We start from the raw sequence: 13,725 nt of genomic DNA, 5'->3' as shown, positions 1-13,725 counted from the left end.
ACCGGCCGACCCTAACGGCGGGCGGCCGGCCGCCCGCGGGCCGCGGTGGATAGGGTCCGGCCGGACGGCGGAGGGAACCGCCGGCACACCCGGGAGGCACCGTGTCCGCCGCACCGCCGGAACTGCCCGCCGACGGCCTGCCCGCCTCCGCCGTGCTCGCCGAGCTGCGCGCCAACCGGCACGACGACGCCGACTGGCGCAACGGCCGCATCTTCGGGCTGATCTTCCACCCGGACGACGACGAGCTCGAGGAGCTGCTGGCCGACGTCAGCCGCGAGTACCTGGCGGAGAACGCCCTCAACCCGGTGCGGTTCCCCAGCCTGGCCCGGCTCGAGCGCGAGACGGCCGACATGGTGGCCGGCCTGCTGCACGGCACTCCCGGCGCGGGCGGGCTCACCAGCGGCGGCACCGAGTCGATCTTCCTGTCCGTGCTGGTGGCGCGCGAGACCGCCCGTGGGAAGGGCATCGCCGACCCGGTGCTGGTCACCGCCGTCACCGCGCACCCGGCGTTCGCGAAGGCCTGCCACCTGCTCGGCGTGCGGCAGGTCCGGGTGCCGGTCGACGAGGGCTACCGGCTCGTCGTCGAGGAGCTGCGCGCCGCCGTCGGCCCGGAGACCGCGATGGTCGTGGCCAGCGCGCCCTGCTACCCCTACGGCGTCATCGACCCGGTGGAGGAGGTCGCGGCGGTCGCCCGGGAGGCGGGCGTGCTCTGCCACGTGGACGCCTGCCTGGGCGGCATGATGCTGCCCTTCTGGGAGCGGCTGGGCGAGCCGGTGCCGCCCTGGGACTTCCGCGTCGAGGGCGTGACGAGCATCAGCGCCGACCTGCACAAGTACGGCTACGCCTTCAAGGGCGCCAGCGTCCTGCTGCACCGCGACGTCGCCCAGTACCGGACGCAGTGGTGGTTCGACGACGGCGCGTGGGGTGGCGGGCGCTACGGCTCGCCGACCGCCGCAGGCACGCGGCCCGCCCCGCCGATCGCCGGCGCGTGGGCGGCGCTGCGGTACCTGGGCGAGGACGGCTTCCTGCGCCAGGCCACCAAGGTGCGTGACGCCACCCGCCGGCTGATGGCCGGGGTCGAGGCGATCGACGGGCTGTCCGTCACGTCGACGCCGGACCTGTGCGTCTTCCAGTTCGGCAGCGACGTCCTCGACATGGCGGTCGTGGCCGACGCCCTCGCCGAGCAGGGCTGGTACCCCAACCGGCAGCCGGGCGGGCTGCACCTGATGGTGTCGCCCTTCCACGTCCGCGTGGCCGACGAGTTCCTCGCGGCGCTGGCCGTCGCCGTGGACCGCGCCCGCGGCGGGGCGACGTCCGTCAGCGGCGACGCCGTCTACGGCGCCGCCCTCCCGGACCGCTCCGTCTGACCGGGGGGCGGCTGGACCGGGGCGACGGCTGACCAGCGCACGGTGACCTCGCCGTGCCGCCACCGCCGGGACGAGCCGACCAGCGGCCAGCCCTGCTCGGCCAGCGCCTCGACGGCGGCGACCCAGCGCTGCCGCGGCCCGAACGCCGACATCCCGGCCGCGGTGGCCCAGGCGGCGTCGAAGGCCTGCAGGAAGTCGTGCACCGGCTGACCGGGCACGTTGTGGTGGATGAGCGCCTTGGGCAGCCGCTCGGCGAGGTCGGAGGGCCGGTCGATGTCGGAGACCCGCACCGACAGCGTGAGCGTGAGCGGCCCGTCGGCGTCCAGGGCGACCCACGCCGCGCGCCGTCCCCACTCGTCGCAGGTGCCCTCGACGACCAACCCGCCGGGCGCCAGGCCGGCGCGCATGGTGTCCCAGGCGCGGGCGGCGGACTCCTCGTCGTACTGGCGCAGCACGTTGAACGCGCGCACCAGCAGCGGCTGCAGGCCGGCCAGCTCGAAGCCGCCCACGCGGAAGTCGACGCGCGGCGGGTCCCGGTCGGCGGCGACCGCGGCGACCCGCTCCGGGTCGATCTCCAGCCCGACGACCTCCAGCCCCTCCACCTCGGGGCCCAGCCGCTCGACCAGCTCGAGCGTGGTGACGGCGGAGGCGCCGTAGCCGAGGTCGACGACCAGCGGGCGGGGGGAGTCCCGCAGCCGCGGCAGCTGGGTGGCCAGCAGCCAGCGGTCGACCCGGCGCAGCCGGTTGGCGTTGGTGGTGCCCCGCGTCGGCAGCCCGAGTGCGCGCGCCCGTCCGGCGGCCAGCCGGGGTGCCTTGCGCCGGGGCTGCGGTGACAGCGACGCCCGCTTCTTGTGCTCGCTGCCCGCCTCGCTCACCGGTGAGGAGCGTAGTCCGCGCTAGCGTGGGGCCGTGCAGGTTCGACGCGACGTCCGGCTGGCGGACCTCACCACCCTCGCCGTGGGCGGCCCGATCGAGCGGTTGCTGGAGGTGGCGACGGCCGAGGAGCTGGTCGCCGCCGTCCGCGACGCCGACGAGTCCGGGCGCCCCCTGCTGCTGCTCGGCGGCGGCTCCAACGTGGTCGCGCCCGACGAGGGCTGGCCCGGCGACGTCGTCGCCGTCCGCACCCGCGGCATCCGCCGGGACGGCGACCGGCTGACCGTGCAGGCGGGGGAGGACTGGGACGGGCTGGTCGCCCGCACCGTCGCCGAGGAGCTGGCCGGCGTGGAGGCGCTGTCGGGGATCCCCGGCTCGACCGGTGCCACGCCCGTGCAGAACGTCGGGGCCTACGGCCAGGAGGTCGCGCAGACGATCACCGCCGTCCGCGTGTTCGACCGCGCCGAGAAGCGCGAGCAGCTGCTGACCCCGGCGGAGTGCGGGTTCGCCTACCGCGACAGCCGGCTCAAGCGGGAGCCCGGGCGCTTCGTCGTCCTCGAGGTGGAGTTCGCCCTGGACGCCGGACCGCTGTCCCGGCCGGTGGGCTACGCGGAGCTGGCCCGCACGCTCGGCGTCGAGATCGGGGAGCGCGCCCCGCTGGGCGAGGTCCGCGAGGCGGTGCTCGGGCTGCGCCGCGGCAAGGGGATGGTCTGGGACCCCGCCGACCCGGACTCGCGCAGCGCCGGATCGTTCTTCACCAACCCGATCGTCCCGGCCGAGCGCGCCGTCGAGGGCTGCCCGAGTTGGCCGGCCGGGGAGGGGCAGGTCAAGCTCAGCGCGGCCTGGCTCGTGCAGCACGCCGGCTTCGGCCGCGGCACCCGCGAGGGGCACGTGGGGACGTCGTCGCGGCACAGCCTCGCGCTTACCACCGAGGACGGCGCGACCGCCGCCGAGCTGCTCGCCTTCGCCGACCGGATCATCGCCACCGTGCGGGAGCGGTTCGGCGTGACGCTCGAGCGCGAACCCACCGCAGTGGTGCCTGGTCGCGCCGAGTGGGCCCCGGAGGGGTCCGCGCAGGCGTGACGGACACGCTCCGTCCGACGTGAGGAGCTACCTGGCCGCGGTGTCGTCCGGAGGACGACGATCGACTTTGTGCTGGGCGGCCTGGGCGCGGGGGCGCACGATCATGAGGTCGACGTTCACGTGGTGCGGGCGGGTGAGCGCCCAGGCGATGCAGTCCGCGACGTCGTCGGCGACCAGCGGCTCGCGCACGCCCTGGTAGACGGCGTCCGCGCGCTCCTGCGAGCCCAGCCGGTTGAGCGAGAACTCCTCGGTGTGCACCATCCCGGGCGCAATCTCGATGACCCGCACGTGCTGTCCGACCAGCTCCAGCCGCAGCGCCCCGGCGAGGGCGTGCTCGCCGTGCTTGGCCGCCGTGTAGGAGCTCCCGTTCTCGTAGGTGACCAGGCCCGCGGTCGAGCCGACGAACAGCACGTCCCCGGCGCCCGAGGCGATCAGCGCCGGGAGGAGCGCCTTGGTCAGCCGCACGGTGCCGAGCACGTTCACCTCGTAGGTGCGGGCCCAGGAGTCGAGGTCGGCCTCGGCCACCGGGTTGCCGTCGAACGCCCCGCCGGCGTTGTTGACCAGCACGTCCACCCGGTCCAGGGCGGCCGCGAACGCCTCGACCGACGCCTGGTCGGTGACGTCCAGCGGCAGCGCCCGCGCCCCGATCGCGTCGGCCAGCTCGCTCAGCCGGTCCATCCGCCGCGCACCCAGCACGACGTCGAAACCCTCGGCGGCCAGCCGGGTCGCCGTGGCCGCGCCGATGCCGCTGGAGGCACCGGTGACGACGGCGGTGCGCCCCGCCCCGGGCTGCTGGGGGGAACCGGACCGGGTGAGAGGTGGCACACCTGACATGTGGTCATCCTGGCCCTGATGCAGGATGGGAAGCAGGCGGGGGTGCGCGTGCGTTCCACCGCCGGAAGCCCTGACCACGACACACGGAGAGCGGGAGGTCGCGCGTGCCCGCTCCCCGCTCGTTCCGCAGCGGCATGCCGCGGCGGGTGGCGACGCTCTCGGTGCACACCAGCCCGCTCGACCAGCCCGGCGCCGGCGACGCGGGCGGCATGAACGTCTACATCGTCGAGGCCTCGCGGCGGCTGGCCGCCCGCGGCATCGAGGTCGACATCTTCACCCGCGCCACCTCCAGCGACCTGCCGCCCGTGGTCGAGATGAGCCCGGGCGTCACCGTCCGGCACGTCAGCGCGGGACCGTTCGAGGGGCTGGGCAAGGAGGAGCTGCCGGCCCAGCTGTGCGCGTTCACCGCCGCCGTCCTGCGCGAGGAGGCCCAGCACGAGCCGGGCTTCTACGACGTCGTCCACTCGCACTACTGGCTCTCCGGCCAGGTCGGCTGGCTGGCGCGGGACCGGTGGAGCGTGCCGCTGATCCACACCGCGCACACCCTCGCCAAGGTCAAGAACGAGGCGCTGGCCGCCGGGGACCGCCCGGAGCCGCGGGCCCGCGTCATCGGCGAGGAGCAGGTGGTGGCCGAGGCCGACCGGCTCATCGCGAACACCGACGAGGAGGCCCGCCAGCTGGTCCGCCTCTACGGCGCCGACCCGGCCCGCACCCTCGTCGTCCCGCCCGGCGTCGACCTCGAGCGGTTCTCGCCCGGCGACCGGAGCGCCGCCCGCCGCGCCGTCGGCATGCCGCAGGACGCGATCGTGCTGCTGTTCGTCGGCCGCATCCAGCCGCTCAAGGCGCCCGACGTCCTGTTGCACACCGCCGCCCGGCTGCTGGCCGACGACCCGTCGCTGCGCCGTCGCCTGCGTGTCCACGTCGTCGGCGCCCCCAGCGGCTCCGGGCTCGACGCCCCCGAGCAGCTGCAGCAGCTGGCCACCACCCTCGGCATCGCCGACGTCGTCACGTTCTTCCCGCCGCAGCCGCCCGAGCGGCTCGCCGACCACTACCGCGCCGCGGACGTGACCGTCGTCCCCAGCCACAACGAGTCCTTCGGCCTCGTGGCGCTGGAGTCCCAGGCCTGCGGCACGCCCGTGGTGGCCGCCGCCGTGGGCGGCCTGCTGACGGCGGTGCGCGACGGCGTCTCCGGGGTGCTGGTGGCCGGGCGCGATGCGGGCGACTACGCGGCCGCGGTCCGCGCGGTGCTCGCCCGGCGCGAGCTGCTCGCCGTCGGTGCGCGCCGGCACGCGGCCCGCTTCTCCTGGGACCGCACCGCCGACGCCCTCGTCGACGCCTACGCCGCGGCGGCCCGCGACATGGCCGCCGCCCCGGCCCGCCTCCCGCACGAGCGGCTGCTCGGCCCGCTGCGTGTGCTGCCCGGCGTCCAGGTGGCGCGATGACCAGGCGCTCGGTGGCGGAGCTCGACGCGGTCATCGACCAGACCCTGCGCGAGGCCGAGCTGGTTCACGAGCACCCGGGCCCGGGCATCTGGCTGGTCGATCTGCCCGGCACCAAGAAGCTCAAGACGGTGTGCGGGCTCAGCGTCGGCGAGCACGCGCTGCGGGTGGAGGCGTTCGTCTGCCGCCAGCCCGACGAGAACCGCGAGCAGCTGTGGACCTTCCTGCTGCAGCACAATGCCCGCATGTACGGGGTCTCGTACTCCATCGACAACGTCGGTGACGTCTACCTGACCGGCCGGCTGCCGCACGCCGCGGTGACGCCGGAGGAGCTCGACCGCATCCTCGGATCGGTGCTCAGCTACGCCGACGACCACTTCAACACCATGCTGGAGATCGGCTTCGGCACCTCGATCCGCCGCGAGTGGGACTGGCGGGTCAAGCGAGGGGAGTCGCTGCGCAACCTGGAGGCGTTCGCCGCCTTCGCCGACCCCCGCCGCCGCGCCGCCGACGGCACGACCGGCGAGGAGTGACGACGGACAGCACCACGGCCGAGGACGCCCCCGTCGGCTACGCCCGCCGCTGGTGGGTGCTGGCCACCATGACGGTGTGCCTGCTCGTGGTGATCATGGGCAACACGATCCTCAACGTCGCCCTGCCGACGCTGCAGCGCGATCTCGGCGCCACCCAGGCGGAGCTGCAGTGGGCGGTGGACGCCTACATCCTCGTGTTCGCCGGGCTGCTGTTCTCCTGGGGCGTCATCGGCGACCGCATCGGCCGGCGCCGGGTGCTCATCATCGGCCTGTCGGTCTTCGCGCTGGGCTCGGTGCTCGCCGCGCTGAGCGACAGCCCGGCCGAGCTGATCGCCTACCGGGCGCTCATGGGCGTCGGGGGTGCCGCGGTCCAGCCCACGACGCTCGCCGTCATCACCAACGTCTTCCCCGGCCCGGAGCGTGGGCGCGCGATCGGCGTCTGGGCGGGCACCGCGGGCATCGCCGTCGCCGGCGGGCCGCTGGCCGGAGGCGCCGTCCTCGAGCACTTCTGGTGGGGCGCGGTGTTCCTCGTCGGGGTGCCGGTGGCCCTCCTCGGCATCATCGGGGTGCTGACGATCGTCCCCGAGTCGAAGGACCCGGCACCCGGCCGCCTCGACGTCCCGGGCGTGCTGCTGTCGATCGTGGCGCTGGCCGGGCTGGTCTACGGCATCATCCGCGGCGGCGAGGGTGCCGGCTGGACGACGCCGGGCGTGCTGGTCCCATTGCTCGGCGGGATCGCGCTGCTCGCCCTGTTCGTCCAGCTGCAACGGCGCTCGACGCACCCGGCGCTGGACGTCTCGCTCTTCCGCAACCCCGCCTTCTCCGCCGCCGCGGGCGCGCTGGGGCTGAACTTTTTCGCGCTGCTGGGGGCGACCTTCTACGTCGTCTTCTACCTGCAGGGCGTGCTGGGCTACAGCCCGCTGCAGGCCGGCGCGACGCTCATCCCGGTCGCGCTGGGCATGGCGATCATGGGGCCGCGCAGCTCCGTGCTGGCCGAGCGGTACGGCGCCAAGGCGGTCTGCGCCGTCGGGTTCGCGCTCATCACCTCGTCGTTCCTCGGCTTCCAGCTGCTGGACGCCGACTCGCCCGCCTGGCTGCTGATCGTGATCCTCTCGGTCCAGGGCACGGGCATGGGCATGGTGATGGCCCCGGCGACGGAGTCGATCATGTCCGTCGTCCCCCGCGAGAAGGCCGGCGCGGGCGCGGCGGTGAACAACTCCGTCCGGCAGGTGGGCGGCGCGCTGGGGGTGGCGATCCTCGGCTCGGTGCTGGCCGGGGTCTACACCGCGAACCTCGGCGATGCCACCGACGTGCTGCCGGCCGACGTCCGCGAGCAGGCGGGGGAGTCCATCGTCGGCACCCTCGCGGCGGTGGGCCGGGTGCAGGCCGGGGACGACCCGGAGGCCGCGGCGGCAGCGGCCGGGCTGGTGGAGCCGGCCCGCGAGGCCTTCGTCGACGCCATGCACGTCACCGCGGTGGGCACGGCGGCCGCCGGCGCGATCGCGGTCGTCGTCGTGCTGGTGTGGCTGCCGGGACGTCGCGATCGGGTGACGGCCCCGACGGGCGCGGGCACCGGTCGGGCAGGATGACGCCGTGACTTCTACGGGAACCCTCGTGCTGCTCCGCCACGGCGAGAGCGAGTGGAACAAGGCCAACCTGTTCACCGGCTGGGTCGACGTCCCGCTGTCGGAGAAGGGGCGCGCCGAGGCCGCCCGCGGCGGGCAGCTGCTCGCCGAGCACGGCCTGCTGCCCGACGTCCTGCACACCTCGCTGCTCAAGCGGGCGATCAGCACCGCCGAGCTGGCGCTGGGCGAGGCCGACCGGCAGTGGATCCCGGTGCGGCGCTCCTGGCGGCTCAACGAGCGGCACTACGGCGCGCTCCAGGGCAAGGACAAGGCGGCCACCCTCGCCGAGTACGGCGAGGAGCAGTTCATGATCTGGCGCCGCTCCTACGACACCCCGCCGCCGCCGATCGAGGCCGGTAGCGAGTTCTCCCAGGACGGCGACGCGCGCTACTCGTTCCTCCCGCCCGAGGCGCGCCCGGCGACCGAGTGCCTGAAGGACGTCGTCGTCCGGATGCTCCCCTACTGGTACGACGCGATCGTGCCGGACCTGCGCGCGGGGAAGACCGTGCTCGTCGCCGCCCACGGCAACAGCCTGCGGGCGCTGGTGAAGCACCTCGACGACATGGGGGACGACGAGGTCGTCGGCCTCAACATCCCGACCGGCGTGCCGCTGCGCTACGACCTGGACGACGACCTGCGCCCGCTGAAGACCGGCGGCGAGTACCTCGACCCGGAGGCCGCGGCCGCCGCCATCGAGGCCGTCAAGAACCAGGGCAAGAAGTAGGCCGGACGCCGCAGGCCATCGCCGACCCCGCGGCCGGACCTCGACCTCGGGGTGTGGCAGCCGGGTGCGCGGTCGACCGCGAGCTTCGCCGCCACCCGGCGCGGTCGAGCGCGCGAGGCGTCTCGTTGCGCGGTCGTCCACCCCTCAGCGGGCTCGTGACGTGGACGGCCGCGCAACCGCGCAAGCTCAGATCGGGGTGCTGGCCTCGGGTACGTGGCGCTCGCCGGTGACCAGGTAGACGACCCGGCGCGCGACGCTGACGGCGTGGTCGGCGAAGCGCTCGTAGTAGCGGCCCAGCAGCGTCACGTCGATCGCGGTCTCGACGCCGTAGGGCCAGCTGTCGGCCAGCAGCTCGCGGAACAGCCCGCGGTGGATGCGGTCCATCGCGTCGTCGTCGGTCTCCAGCTCGCGGGCCTTGTCGACGTTCTGCGTGCCGATGACGGTGGCGGCCTTGGTCACCAGCATCTCCGCGACGTGCCCGGCCTCGAGGAACGCCGGGCGCACCTCCTGCGGGACGGCGTGGTCGGGGAAGCGCATCCGCGCCACCTTGGCGATGTGCTCGGCGAGGTCGCCCATGCGCTCGAGGTCGCTGGCGATGCGGGTGGCGACGACGATGGTGCGCAGGTCGGTCGCGACCGGCTGCTGACGGGCCAGCAGGGTGAAGCAGCGCTGGTCGATGCTCTCCCGGGTGGCGTCGATCTGCTCGTCCCCCGCGATGACCAGGTCGGCGAGGGCGACGTCGGCGTCCAGCAGCGCGGTCGTGGCCGTGCTCATCTGCGAGCCCACGGAGTTGGCCATCTCGACCAGGCACCCGCGGATGTCGTCGAGTTCCTCGTGGTAGCTGTCGCGCACGTCGTCCTCCCCGGTGTCACGGCGCCTCGCCGCGACGATCCTGCCCGACAGTAGGCCGGTACCGGGGGTGCCCGGCCTCCTGGAGGTGAACGCGGACCTACGCCGGCGTGAACACTCCCTCGTCCGGGGCCCCGATCAGGTGTTCGAGCCGGACCGGGCACCGGCGGCACCTAGCATCGGCAGCGTGAGTGCGTCGGTCGCGCTGGTGGTGGGCCTGGTCCTGGGGGGGATCGTGGCCCTCACGATCGTGCTCGGCTCCCGCCGCGACGTCGACGGGCCCGCGGTCGACCCGCAGGTCGTCCCCCCGCCGGAGGCGGTGATGGCCCGCCGGCTGCTCGACCTGATGGACCCGGCGGTGCTCGTCGTCGACGCCGACGACGCCGTGCTGCTGGCCAACCCGGCCGCCCGCGCGCTCGGCATCGTGCGCGCCACCCGGTTGCTCGTGCCGGACCTGCTGGAGCTGGTCCAGGCGGTGCGCTCGGCCGGCAGTCGGCGTGCCGACGTGCGGCTGCCCGGCAACCTCGTCGGCACCGGCCCGCGGATGATGAGCGTGCACGGGGTCCGCCTGGACAGCGGCACCGTCCAGCCGCCCGGCCCGGTCGCGCTGGTGCTGGCGGACGTCACCGAGACCCGGCGCACCGAGGCGGTGCGCCGCGACTTCGTCGCCAACGTCGGTCACGAGCTGAAGACGCCGGTCGGCGCGCTGTCGCTGCTGGCCGAGGCCATCGAGGGCGCGGCCGACGACCCCGAGGCCGTGCAGCGCTTCGCGGCCCGGATCGCCCACGAGGCCGACCGCCTCGGCCGCCTGGTCCGGGAGCTGATCGACCTGTCGCGGCTGCAGGGCGGTGAGCCCCTGCCCGAGCTGGTCCCCGTGCCGGTCGACCAGGTGCTGGCCGAGGCGGCCGACCGCACCCGCACCGCCGCCCGGGCCAAGGAGCTCGACATCGCCGTCGGCGGGCAGCCCGGCCTGGTGGTGCGCGGCGTGGAGAACCAGCTCGTCACCGCCGTCACGAACCTGCTGGCCAACGCGGTCGCGTACAGCACGGGGCAGTCGCGCATCGCCGTCGCCGCCCGGGCGCGGTCGGGGTTCGCCGAGATCACCGTCACCGACAGCGGGATCGGCATCCCGCGCCAGGACCGCCAGCGGGTGTTCGAGCGCTTCTACCGGGTGGACCAGTCGCGGGCCAGCAGCACCGGCGGCACGGGGCTGGGCCTGGCCATCGTCAAGCACGTCGCGAGCAACCACGGCGGCTCGGTGTCGGTGTGGAGCGAGGAAGGCCTCGGCTCCACCTTCACCCTCCGCATCCCGCTCGCCGCCGCCCCTCCCGAGACCACGCAGGAATCTGCCGGCGACGCCCTCGCCGCCGACCCCGGAAAGGGGACCCCATGACCCGCGTCCTGGTCGTGGAGGACGAGGAGTCCTTCTCCGACGCGCTGTCCTACATGCTCCGCCGGGAGGGCTTCGACGCCGTCGTCGCCCCCACCGGCCCGGACGCGCTGGCCGAGTTCGACCGAGGCGGCGCGGACATCGTGCTGCTGGACCTCATGCTGCCCGGGCTGCCCGGCACCGAGGTCTGCCGGCAGCTGCGTGCGCGCAGCGGCGTCCCCATCATCATGCTGACCGCGAAGGACGGCGAGATCGACAAGGTCGTCGGCCTGGAGCTCGGCGCGGACGACTACGTCACCAAGCCGTACTCCGCCCGCGAGCTGGTCGCCCGCATCCGCGCGGTGCTCCGGCGCCGGGGCGAGTCGGGCGAGACGGCGTCGTCCGAGGCGGTGCTGGAGGCCGGTCCGGTCCGCATGGACGTCGAGCGGCACGTCGTCACCATCGACGGCGAGCCGGTCGCCCTCCCGCTCAAGGAGTTCGACCTGCTCGAGTTCCTGCTCCGCAACGCCGGCCGGGTGCTCACGCGCGCCCAGCTGATCGACCGGGTGTGGGGATCGGACTACGTGGGCGACACCAAGACCCTCGACGTCCACGTCAAACGGCTGCGGGCCAAGCTCGAGCCCGACCCCGCGAGCCCGACATTCCTGCTGACCGTGCGGGGCCTGGGCTACAAGCTCGACGCGTGATGACGGACGTCCCGGCTAGCTCTTGAGCTCGTCGATTTTCTCCGAGGCCTCGGCCTTGGTGAGGTTCTCGGTGTCGACGTCCTCGTCGGTGTTCCGGGACAGGGTCTCCAGGTAGCTCTTCTGCGCGCCGGTGGCCGGCTCGTCACCGGTCACCCAGGTCGACGGGTCCTTCTCGGCGGTGGGGTCGGACTGCTGCGATTCGCTCATGTGTTCGACTCTAGGCCGAGGTCGGCGTCTGCGCTCGTCGAACGGCGATCTCGAGGGCGGCGCTGCGCCGAGCCTCCTCGAGACGGCGGCCGGTGCGGTGCACGTGCACCTCGCCGCACACCGGGCAGCTCACCCGGACCGCGATCGCGTCGGGATGGTTCGTGACCGAGCGGACGGCGTCGAGTGACACCAGCACGCGGGCCCGGGTGGTCGGGCAGGTGATCAGCATCATGCGGGCAGCCTGCGCGCGGTCCTGCGCCCGGACGAGTGGCAGGAGTGACCGTGGCCGCAGGTTTTCTGCCATCATGCCGCCATGACGCTGCCCGACCGCCCTCTCGTCGTCAGCGCCGTCGTCGCTGACGGGCTCATCGGCAGCTTCGGCCTCGGCGTCTGTCACGAGGTGTTCGCCTACGACCGCCGGCACCTGGGGCTGCCGCGGTTCGACTTCGCGGTGGTCGCGGAGACGCCCGGGATCCTGCGGACCGACACCGGCCTCGGGGTGCTGGTCGAGCACGGCCTGGACCGCCTCGACCGGTCCGACATCGTGCTGATCACCGCGTGGGAGCTCTTCGACCACGTCCCCTCGGACGCCCTGATCGGGGCGCTGCGCGCCGCGCACGCCCGCGGCGCAACCTTGATCAGCTCCTGCACGGGCGTCTTCGTGCTGGCCGCGGCGGGGCTGCTCGACGGCCGGCGGGTGACCACGCACTGGCGGTGGGCCGGTGAGCTCGCCGCCCGCTTCCCGGAGATCGAGGTCGACGCCGGGGTGCTCTACGTCGACAACGGCCGGATCCTCACCGGGGCGGGCACCGCTGCCGGCGTCGACACCCTGCTGCACCTGGTGCGCCGGGAGTGGGGCGCCGGCGCCTCCAACGCGCTGGCCCGGGAGATGATCGTGCCGCCGCACCGCGACGGCGGGCAGGCGCAGTTCATCGACGCACCGGTGGCCCGCTGCGAGGACGACCTGCTCGGCGTCGTCCTGGAGTGGGCCGGCCGACACCTCGCCGACGACCTGAGCGTGGAGATCCTGGCCCGCCGGGCGCTCATGAGCCCGCGCACGTTCGCGCGGCGGTTCAAGGCCACGACCGGCACCACTCCGCACGCGTGGCTGCTCGCCCAGCGGCTGTCGGCGGCCGAGACGCTGTTGGAGGAGAGCGACGCCCCGGTGGAGGAGATCGCCCGGCTGGTCGGCTTCGGGACGGCGGCCGGCCTGCGCGAGCAGTTCGCGCGCCGCCGCGGGGTCTCCCCCCGCGCCTACCGCCAGACCTTCCGGTCAGGTGGGGCGGCGCCGGTGCAGCTGGACGGGCACCGGGCTGGCGGGGTGGGGCGCGATCAACCCCTGGTCGAGGCGCAGCTCGGTGAGCCGGCGTAGCTCGGCGTAGGCCGGGGCCCCCACGAGCGCGATCAGCTCCGCGGCGTAGGTCTCGACGAGGGGCTCGGGGGAGACGTGCGCGGCCGGCGCCCCGGTGCACCACCAGTGCAGGTCGTGCCCGCCCGGGCCCCAGCCCCGGCGGTCGAACTCGCCCACGGTGTCCACGAGCACGCGGGTGCCGTCGGGACGGTCGACGTGCTCCTGCTCGCGGCGCACGGGCAGCTGCCAGCAGACGTCGGGCTTGGTCGTGAGCGGGTGCAGGTCGTGGTCCAGCGCCATCCGGTGCAGGGCGCACCCGCTCCCGCCGGGGAAGCCGGGCCGGTTGAGGAAGACGCAGGCCCCGTCCACCGTGCGGGTGCGCAGCGAACGGGCGCCCTCCTCGGCGTCGTCGGCGTCGTCCTCCTCGGTCCAGGCGCCGCGACCGACCGGGGCCAGCTGCCACTGCTCGTCGGTCAGGTCCGCGACCGCGGCGGTCACCCGTGCGAGGTCGTCCTCGTCGGTGAAGAAGGCGCCGTGGCTGCAGCACCCGTCGTCGGGCCGCCCCTCGACGACGCCGGCGCAGCCGCGACCGAAGATGCACGTCCACGCCGACGACAACCAGGTCAGGTCGGCCCGGACGACGTGGTCGGGGTCGGCGGGGTCGGGGAACTCCACCCACTCCCGCGCGAAGTCGAGGTCCACCTCGGGCGGCGGGGCGTCGGGCACTCGCCCAGCCTAGGAGACGCACCCGCACTCGACGTGAG

General features: G+C 74.5%; 15 protein-coding genes. 9 read left to right on the top strand and 6 right to left on the bottom strand.

The window, feature by feature from the left end:
- Positions 1-101 precede the first annotated feature (101 nt).
- Positions 102-1,367, top strand: coding sequence for an aspartate aminotransferase family protein (locus DQ239_RS04370; protein ID WP_113833099.1), 1,266 nt, complete (start codon positions 102-104; stop codon positions 1,365-1,367).
- Here the strand turns inward: DQ239_RS04370 and DQ239_RS04365 are convergent.
- Positions 1,334-2,242: a class I SAM-dependent methyltransferase gene (locus tag DQ239_RS04365; RefSeq protein ID WP_113833097.1), complete on the bottom strand. Its 909-nt coding sequence runs from the start codon at positions 2,240-2,242 to the stop codon at positions 1,334-1,336. The two genes, DQ239_RS04370 and DQ239_RS04365, sit on opposite strands and share 34 nt — an antisense overlap.
- A gap of 34 nt (positions 2,243-2,276) precedes the next feature.
- Between DQ239_RS04365 and DQ239_RS04360 the strand changes: the two genes are divergently transcribed.
- The gene (locus DQ239_RS04360; RefSeq protein ID WP_113833094.1) at positions 2,277-3,323 is read left to right on the top strand and encodes a UDP-N-acetylmuramate dehydrogenase; all 1,047 of its coding nucleotides are present in this window, start codon (positions 2,277-2,279) and stop codon (positions 3,321-3,323) included.
- 27 nt (positions 3,324-3,350) lie between these two features.
- On the opposite strand, the gene DQ239_RS04355 is transcribed toward DQ239_RS04360, so the two are convergent.
- Complete coding sequence (locus tag DQ239_RS04355; protein WP_113833092.1) at positions 3,351-4,157, bottom strand: SDR family oxidoreductase; 807 nt, start codon at positions 4,155-4,157, stop codon at positions 3,351-3,353.
- A gap of 104 nt (positions 4,158-4,261) precedes the next feature.
- Here DQ239_RS04355 and mshA point away from each other — a divergent pair, with 104 nt between their 5' ends.
- Genes mshA through DQ239_RS04335 form a run of 4 tightly spaced genes read left to right on the top strand, consistent with a single transcriptional unit; the run spans position 4,262 to position 8,478 of the window.
- Positions 4,262-5,599, top strand: coding sequence for a D-inositol-3-phosphate glycosyltransferase (mshA, locus tag DQ239_RS04350; RefSeq protein ID WP_233488735.1), 1,338 nt, complete (start codon positions 4,262-4,264; stop codon positions 5,597-5,599).
- Positions 5,596-6,129, top strand: coding sequence for a YbjN domain-containing protein (locus DQ239_RS04345; protein ID WP_113833090.1), 534 nt, complete (start codon positions 5,596-5,598; stop codon positions 6,127-6,129). The genes mshA and DQ239_RS04345 overlap by 4 nt, the downstream gene beginning before the upstream one ends.
- Positions 6,126-7,718 (top strand): MFS transporter, encoded by a 1,593-nt coding sequence (locus DQ239_RS04340; RefSeq protein ID WP_233488733.1) that lies wholly within the window; start codon positions 6,126-6,128, stop codon positions 7,716-7,718. Before DQ239_RS04345 ends, DQ239_RS04340 begins: the two co-directional genes overlap by 4 nt.
- Positions 7,719-7,722: 4 nt before the next feature.
- Positions 7,723-8,478: a phosphoglyceromutase gene (locus tag DQ239_RS04335; protein WP_113833088.1), complete on the top strand. Its 756-nt coding sequence runs from the start codon at positions 7,723-7,725 to the stop codon at positions 8,476-8,478.
- Positions 8,479-8,664: 186 nt separating this feature from the next.
- Here the strand turns inward: DQ239_RS04335 and phoU are convergent, their stop codons facing one another.
- A complete protein-coding gene (gene phoU, locus DQ239_RS04330; RefSeq protein ID WP_113833086.1) occupies positions 8,665-9,330 on the bottom strand; it encodes a phosphate signaling complex protein PhoU in 666 nt (221 codons plus the stop codon).
- A gap of 184 nt (positions 9,331-9,514) precedes the next feature.
- Between phoU and DQ239_RS04325 the strand changes: the two genes are divergently transcribed.
- Both DQ239_RS04325 and DQ239_RS04320 read left to right on the top strand, forming a co-directional pair.
- The gene (locus DQ239_RS04325; RefSeq protein ID WP_113833314.1) at positions 9,515-10,720 is read left to right on the top strand and encodes an ATP-binding protein; all 1,206 of its coding nucleotides are present in this window, start codon (positions 9,515-9,517) and stop codon (positions 10,718-10,720) included.
- Positions 10,717-11,403, top strand: a complete 687-nt coding sequence (locus tag DQ239_RS04320; RefSeq protein ID WP_113833084.1) for a response regulator transcription factor — start codon at positions 10,717-10,719, stop codon at positions 11,401-11,403. Before DQ239_RS04325 ends, DQ239_RS04320 begins: the two co-directional genes overlap by 4 nt.
- Positions 11,404-11,418: 15 nt before the next feature.
- Here the strand turns inward: DQ239_RS04320 and DQ239_RS04315 are convergent, their stop codons facing one another.
- Both DQ239_RS04315 and DQ239_RS04310 read right to left on the bottom strand, forming a co-directional pair.
- On the bottom strand, positions 11,419-11,610 hold the full coding sequence (locus DQ239_RS04315; protein ID WP_113833082.1) for a DUF3072 domain-containing protein: 192 nt from the start codon (positions 11,608-11,610) through the stop codon (positions 11,419-11,421).
- Between the two features lie 10 nt (positions 11,611-11,620).
- A complete protein-coding gene (locus DQ239_RS04310; protein ID WP_113833080.1) occupies positions 11,621-11,842 on the bottom strand; it encodes a hypothetical protein in 222 nt (73 codons plus the stop codon).
- A gap of 81 nt (positions 11,843-11,923) precedes the next feature.
- Here DQ239_RS04310 and DQ239_RS04305 point away from each other — a divergent pair, with 81 nt between their 5' ends.
- Positions 11,924-12,982 (top strand): helix-turn-helix domain-containing protein, encoded by a 1,059-nt coding sequence (locus DQ239_RS04305; RefSeq protein WP_113833078.1) that lies wholly within the window; start codon positions 11,924-11,926, stop codon positions 12,980-12,982.
- On the opposite strand, the gene DQ239_RS04300 is transcribed toward DQ239_RS04305, so the two are convergent.
- Positions 12,884-13,687 carry a hypothetical protein gene (locus DQ239_RS04300; protein WP_113833076.1) on the bottom strand — a complete coding sequence of 268 codons (804 nt, stop codon included), beginning with the start codon at positions 13,685-13,687 and terminating at the stop codon, positions 12,884-12,886. The genes DQ239_RS04305 and DQ239_RS04300 overlap by 99 nt on opposite strands.
- Positions 13,688-13,725: the final 38 nt, after the last annotated feature.

The organism is Blastococcus sp. TF02-09, from assembly GCF_003319105.1.
Classification (GTDB): Bacteria; Actinomycetota; Actinomycetes; order Mycobacteriales; family Geodermatophilaceae; genus Blastococcus.
The sequence above is the reverse complement of the archived record's forward strand: the minus strand, read 5'-3'. Positions and strand labels throughout refer to the sequence as shown.